This window comes from Thermogutta sp., from assembly GCF_014359955.1.
GTDB lineage: Bacteria > Planctomycetota > Planctomycetia > Pirellulales > Thermoguttaceae > Thermogutta.
Window position 1 is genome coordinate 1 of record NZ_JACIYL010000234.1, and the last position, 5621, is coordinate 5621.

The 5621-nt window shown below is 59.4% G+C and carries 4 protein-coding genes and 1 tRNA gene; 4 read left to right on the forward strand and 1 reads right to left on the reverse strand.

From position 1 onward, the window contains the following. The first annotated feature begins 271 nt into the window (after nucleotides 1-271). From hydE to H5U08_RS08935, 3 genes are all read left to right on the forward strand, one after another. Nucleotides 272-1462: a [FeFe] hydrogenase H-cluster radical SAM maturase HydE gene (gene hydE, locus H5U08_RS08925; protein ID WP_297032299.1), complete on the forward strand. Its 1191-nt coding sequence runs from the start codon at nucleotides 272-274 to the stop codon at nucleotides 1460-1462. 4 nt (nucleotides 1463-1466) lie between these two features. Further along, the gene (gene hydG / locus H5U08_RS08930) at nucleotides 1467-2888 is read left to right on the forward strand and encodes a [FeFe] hydrogenase H-cluster radical SAM maturase HydG (RefSeq protein ID WP_297032301.1); all 1422 of its coding nucleotides are present in this window, start codon (nucleotides 1467-1469) and stop codon (nucleotides 2886-2888) included. Between the two features lie 247 nt (nucleotides 2889-3135). Then, nucleotides 3136-4173, forward strand: coding sequence for a DUF1559 domain-containing protein (locus tag H5U08_RS08935; RefSeq protein ID WP_297032303.1), 1038 nt, complete (start codon nucleotides 3136-3138; stop codon nucleotides 4171-4173). Nucleotides 4174-4314: 141 nt separating this feature from the next. On the opposite strand, the gene H5U08_RS08940 is transcribed toward H5U08_RS08935, so the two are convergent. Continuing rightward, nucleotides 4315-4388: transfer RNA gene (locus tag H5U08_RS08940), tRNA-Val, on the reverse strand. A 977-nt stretch (nucleotides 4389-5365) separates the two neighbouring features. On the opposite strand from H5U08_RS08940, the gene H5U08_RS08945 reads away from it, so the two are divergent. Beyond that, the coding region (locus H5U08_RS08945; protein ID WP_297032305.1) for a hypothetical protein at nucleotides 5366-5621 on the forward strand (256 nt) is incomplete at its 3' end.

Sequence of the window (5621 nt, forward strand, 5' to 3'; positions counted from 1 at the left end):
CGCCATGGAGACTGCAATACCAAAGAAACATTAGTCATTCGCTGACGAATGGGGTGTCGCGCAGAAACCGACAGCACGTCGCCGTGGCTTTAGCGTCTTTGGCGAGTCGATCTGCCTGAGCGCTTCAACGGGAAGGTCAGCCGCGACTTTTGGCGCACCCGGAAATCGGTTCTGCCGTATAATTGTTGGACGCGCGATTGCATTCCCGGCTTCACGCCTCACAAAAGAAAGAGAATTTGTTGAGATACGTTGCCGCAAATGGTTGCACACGATGCCGCTTTCGATTGAAACATCACTTAATCGCGAACAATTGATTGATTGGCTTCGGGAGGAAAATCCCGCCCGGCTCGCCCGCCTCTGGCAGTGGGCGGACCACCTCCGACAAGTCCATGTTGGGGGCGAGGTGCATCTCCGCGGCCTCATCGAGATTTCCAACTACTGCGTGCGGCTGTGTGCCTACTGTGGCCTGCGGGCACCCAATACGGAACTGGTCCGTTACCGGATGTCGTTCGACGAGATTCTCGCCTGTGCCCGGAAAGCAGCAAAACTCGGCTACGGCACCGTCGTGCTTCAATCGGGGGAAGACCCGGGGCTGACCACCGAATTCATCACCGAGGTGGTTCGGGCCATCAAGCGGGAGCTTCCCCTGGCGATCACGTTGAGTCTCGGCGAACGTGATGAGGAGGAGCTGTGGACGTGGCGCCAGGCCGGGGCGGACCGCTACCTCCTCCGCTTTGAGACTTCCCAGCCCGAGTTGTACGCCCGCTATCATCCCCCACGACCGGGGAAAAAAAGCGATCGGATCGCATTGTTACGGCGGCTTAGGGAGATGGGTTATGAAGTGGGAAGCGGCGTGATGATTGGGTTGCCGGGCCAAACCTACGGTGATCTGGCCGATGACCTTCTGCTCTTCCGCGAGCTCGATCTCGACATGATCGGCGTCGGGCCGTACATCGCCCATCCCAGAACTCCCCTGGCCGATCCGTCATTCTGCCGGGTCGTTCCCGCAGAAGAGCAGGTGCCCGCCAGCGAGTTGATGACCTACAAGGTCATCGCGCTGTCTCGAATCCTCTGCCCTCGAGCGAACATCCCCAGCACGACGGCCCTGGCCACCCTCAATCGAAAGAATGGTCGGGAACTTGGGCTGGTTCGTGGGGCGAATGTTGTCATGCCCAACCTGACGCCGCCGCATTACCGCATCCATTACGAGATTTATCCCAACAAGGCCTGCATTCAGGAGACCGCCGAGGCCTGCCATGTGTGTCTGCGAGCACGGATAGAGTCGCTTGGCCGTCCCGTGGGCCAGGGTCCCGGGACCTCCCCGAATTATCGATGGCGTACCGGCACGCAGGATGAAACGCCTTCCGCGGGCCGAACGGTTGCACCACCCGTCATCAACGACCCGCCAGCGCCCGGGCTTTCATCCCACGGTTCGGAAAACGGCCAACATCGCGAGGAGTGAAATCATGTCCACCACCGCCCATCGGCGCTTGAGTACCAGCGCGTACGACTTCATCAACGAACCTTATCTCCTGGGCCTGCTTGAGCGGAAGAGCGACCCCGGCCAAGTCCGCGAGGTTATCGCCAAGAGCCTGGCCAAGGAACCGCTCACGGTGGAGGAGACCGCCGTTCTGCTCGGTATCTCATCCCCGGAATTGTGGGAAGAAGTATTCCAGGCGGCTCGGCAACTCAAGCGCGATGTGTATGGCAACCGCATTGTTCTGTTCGCCCCGCTGTACATCGGCAGCGAGTGCACGAATGACTGCCTTTATTGCGCGTTCCGCCGCTCCAACCGGGAAGTTGTCCGCCGTACCCTCACGCCAGAGGACATTGAGGCGCAGGTCCAGCAGCTTCTGGATCGCGGCCATAAACGGCTGATTCTCGTCTTCGGGGAGCATCCCACCTACTCCGCCAAGTTTATTGCCGAATGCGTGCGGAGAGTATACGCGGTGCGACGGCCAAAGGCCAACATCCGCCGCGTCAATATCAACGCCGCTCCGATGGATCACGAAGGATTCGCGGAAATCAAAGCCGCAGGAATCGGGACGTATCAAATCTTCCAGGAAACGTATCATCACGAGACCTACGCCAAGGTCCATCCCCGCAACACCCGCAAGGGAGACTATCTCTGGCGGCTGGATGCGCTCAGCCGGGCCATGGAAGCCGGCTGCGACGACGTGGGAATCGGAGCACTCTTCGGACTGTATGACTGGCGGTTTGAGGTCCTCGGCCTGGTGAGCCATGCATGGCATCTCCAGAAGCACTACAATGTCGGACCCCACACGATCAGTTTCCCACGTTTGCGCCCGGCGGCGGGTGTCAAGCTCGATGAAACCTATCGTGTCTCCGACGAGGATTTCAAACGCCTCATCGCCGTCCTGCGGCTGGCGGTGCCCTACACGGGTCTGATTCTCACGGCGAGGGAACCCGCCTGGCTGCGGCAGGAGGTCATGGAGTTCGGTGTCTCCCAGATTGACGCGGGAAGCCGCATCGAAGTCGGCGGCTATACCGAGGTCGGTGACGCCCAGGTCCTCGAGCGTGAGCAATTCGAATTGGGCGATCTCCGTCCGCTGGATGAAGTGATCCGCCAACTGCTGGTGGATGGCTATATCCCCAGCTTTTGCACGGCCTGTTATCGGCTGGGGCGAACGGGGGAGCACTTCATGGAGTTCGCCATTCCGGGCTTCATCCAGCGCTTCTGTACGCCGAACGCGCTCACCACGCTGATGGAATATCTCGTGGACTATGCCAGCCCGGAAACGCGTGAAGCCGGGATGAAACTCATCGAAAGCGAACTGGCGAAGCTTCCCGACGGTCCCCGAAAAAACGCCCTCATTGAACGACTCCGTCTGATCCAGGAAACAGATCAAAGGGACCTCTACTTCTGAAGGTTGCATCTGCAACCGGTGACCGCGCATGCCGGGGTCGATGCGGTTACCCGTGCGGGTGTCGCTTCCTTTTGGTTATTTGTCCGCTTGACCGGTCTGGTCTGCACCGTCGGATTCGATCGGGTGAGGGCAGCCCTCTCTTCGACTCGCTTGACCGCATACTGCCGCGGTGTTAGTATTACGATTACGTAATACGTAACACCACGCCCGCCACCAACTGAGGATTGCCTTTCCAGGAGGTTCTGCCATGAAAACTCCAGGGAAACCTCGCGGCTTTACGCTGGTCGAACTGCTGGTTGTGATCGCGATCATTGGCCTGCTGATCGCCCTGCTTTTGCCGGCCGTCCAGGCCGCGCGAGAGGCCGCCCGACGAATGAGCTGCACGAACAATCTCAAGCAAATCGTGCTGGCACTTCACAATTTTCATGACAGTCACCGGGAGTTTCCTGTTGGATCTCCCAGCAAAGTTTGCAAGGGATACGAGCACATTCCCGCCTGGCAGTATCGCTGGGGGCCGCTCGCCATGCTCACGCCTTACATGGAGCAGTACAACATCTACCAGCGGCTGAACCTCGATGTGCCGCTCTACGGCCACACGGGCGTGTTCAACGGGCCGGGCGTGGGCGTCCATCCCGACAATGTGGAGCCCGTCAAGCAGGACGTCAGCTTCTTCTATTGTCCCAGCGATCGGCGACGTCGAGTCCAGCCAGAGTTCGGAGCCACCAACTATCTGGGCAATTGGGGACGCGGAGCGCCCACCAGTTCCGGCACAGCCATCTTTGATGGGGATGGTCTATTCATGCAGGAGAGGCCAACCAACTTTGCCGACTTCACCGACGGCACCAGCAACACCGCGGCCTTTTCCGAGACCGTGCTCACCGACGAGAGCATCCCCTTTTCCGGCGGGGTGGTGCTCACACCACAAAATAAGGACCAGGTCATTGTGGGAGAATCCAGTCGGAGTGATCCCTTCCTGACCGTGGAATGGTGCACACGATACGGTCAGCCGGTGGCGTCACAGCCCAGTCGAGGACTTCGCTGGGTGGACGGCTTCGTCCTCTACAGCGCGTATTACCATTGGTGGGAACCGAATTCCCGCATTCCCGACTGCGCGAAATGGGCGCCGCTGCGGTCGCTCTGGCAGATGGCGCGGAGTCGCCATCCCGGAGGCGTCAACGTCGCGATGGTGGACGGCTCTGTGCGCTTTGTCAGTCAGACCATCGATGTGGAAACGTGGCGGGCACTCGGCTCCCGTAACGGCGGAGAACCCCCCGGCCAGTTCTGATCCCTCAAAAGACGAACAAGTAAAACGAGAATCTCTTGCACGCGTTAATAAGAGACCGCGGAGTGTCTCGGCTGGAAATCAATCGGTGCCGGACCGCGCAAAAAAGAAACCCGGCCCTCGCGGAACCGGGCACCTGCCGAGTGGGCGGCACTGGATTCGAACCAGTGACCTCGACCGTGTGAGGATCGCGCTCTAACCAACTGAGCTAGCCGCCCGTGGTCAACTTCCAGCAGCTCTCGTTATGCTTCCGCCTTCTCACACCGCTTATCACTGGAAGGCGGCGCTTTTCGCAGTGTGTCCACTTCCCGGAATACCAAAACCGACGGCTTCTCGGCTTGCGGCCGCGCCGCTCACCGCCGGTGGACATCCGCGTCGATCGTTTCTTTTTTGATTTTATCGGGCGAGCGACCCGTTATGCAAGGCCCACAAGCTCTGGGAGACCCCACTTTTCCTCTGCCCATGGGCTGCGCGGACGTCCGCATGCGTGGGCGCGGGAGCAAGATTCAACCCGGAGGGACCTGCTCGCCAGGGTCGGTTTTCGCCGTTGGGCGGTCTGTCGTTTCCTCCGGGACGACAAGCGTACCTTTCGCGCTCTACGGACGAGCATGCTCGGCACCTCCGGGTTTTACCGATGGACGATCCTTTCTGTTTTCTCGGGCATGAGAAATGGGCTCCTTCCACGATTTCCTCACAGTAACCTGATTGTCGGGTTGCCGCGGCAACGTTCGCATCACCCCTTCGGCGGACCAGGCTGCAACCGCTCGCTTCCGCTGCTGGCCGGAGGATTGGGCCATGCATGGATTTGCCCCCACCCTCCGGTGTTGGCAGCGGGTGGCGGGACCTCGCTCGCAATAGGTGCCCGGCCCCCTTGGCGAAGCCTCGTAGAGACAACTTGACTTTTTCAATAGTCTGCGAGGCCGTCTGCCCGAGTTGCTCATGGTCGGAACTCGCCGATTGATGAGGTACCAGGCTGTTGGCTAGTCCCGGTTGCGCGATGCGACATATTGTCGGGCAGTGACCGGTGACTACGAGAAGACGCTGCAACCGGTTGGCCAGGGGCAAAGGGCCGACGGCCTCTCAAGTCCTTCCATTCATGTGTCGGGGCAGGCGACTAAACTAGATTATCGGGAGGTTTCGCACACGTTAGGGCTCGCCGGTCTCTCAATAAAGATTAGAGAAAGGTGGGAAATCCATGGCCACTTACTTATTCACCTTCAGTCGCAAGCTGTGGGGAAAAAAGGCGGATAGCGCGATCGATGGGATTCTCGAAAGCTTTAAGCAACGGAAGCCGGACGATTGGTCGTGTGGCAGGACGAGAAAGATTCAGCCAGGAGACCGTGTGTTTTTCATGCAACTAGGGTGCAACGATCGCGGGATTTTTGCGTCAGGTAAGACGATTTCAGGTGTGAAACCTGGTTCCCATTGGAAGTATGGCAGGAGGAAGAAGG

Coding starts and splice junctions, on each gene's coding strand:
- hydE (WP_297032299.1), top strand. CDS start 272: ATGCCGCTTTCGATTGAAACATCACTTAATCGCGAACAATTGATTGAT.
- hydG (WP_297032301.1), top strand. CDS start 1,467: ATGTCCACCACCGCCCATCGGCGCTTGAGTACCAGCGCGTACGACTTC.
- H5U08_RS08935 (WP_297032303.1), top strand. CDS start 3,136: ATGAAAACTCCAGGGAAACCTCGCGGCTTTACGCTGGTCGAACTGCTG.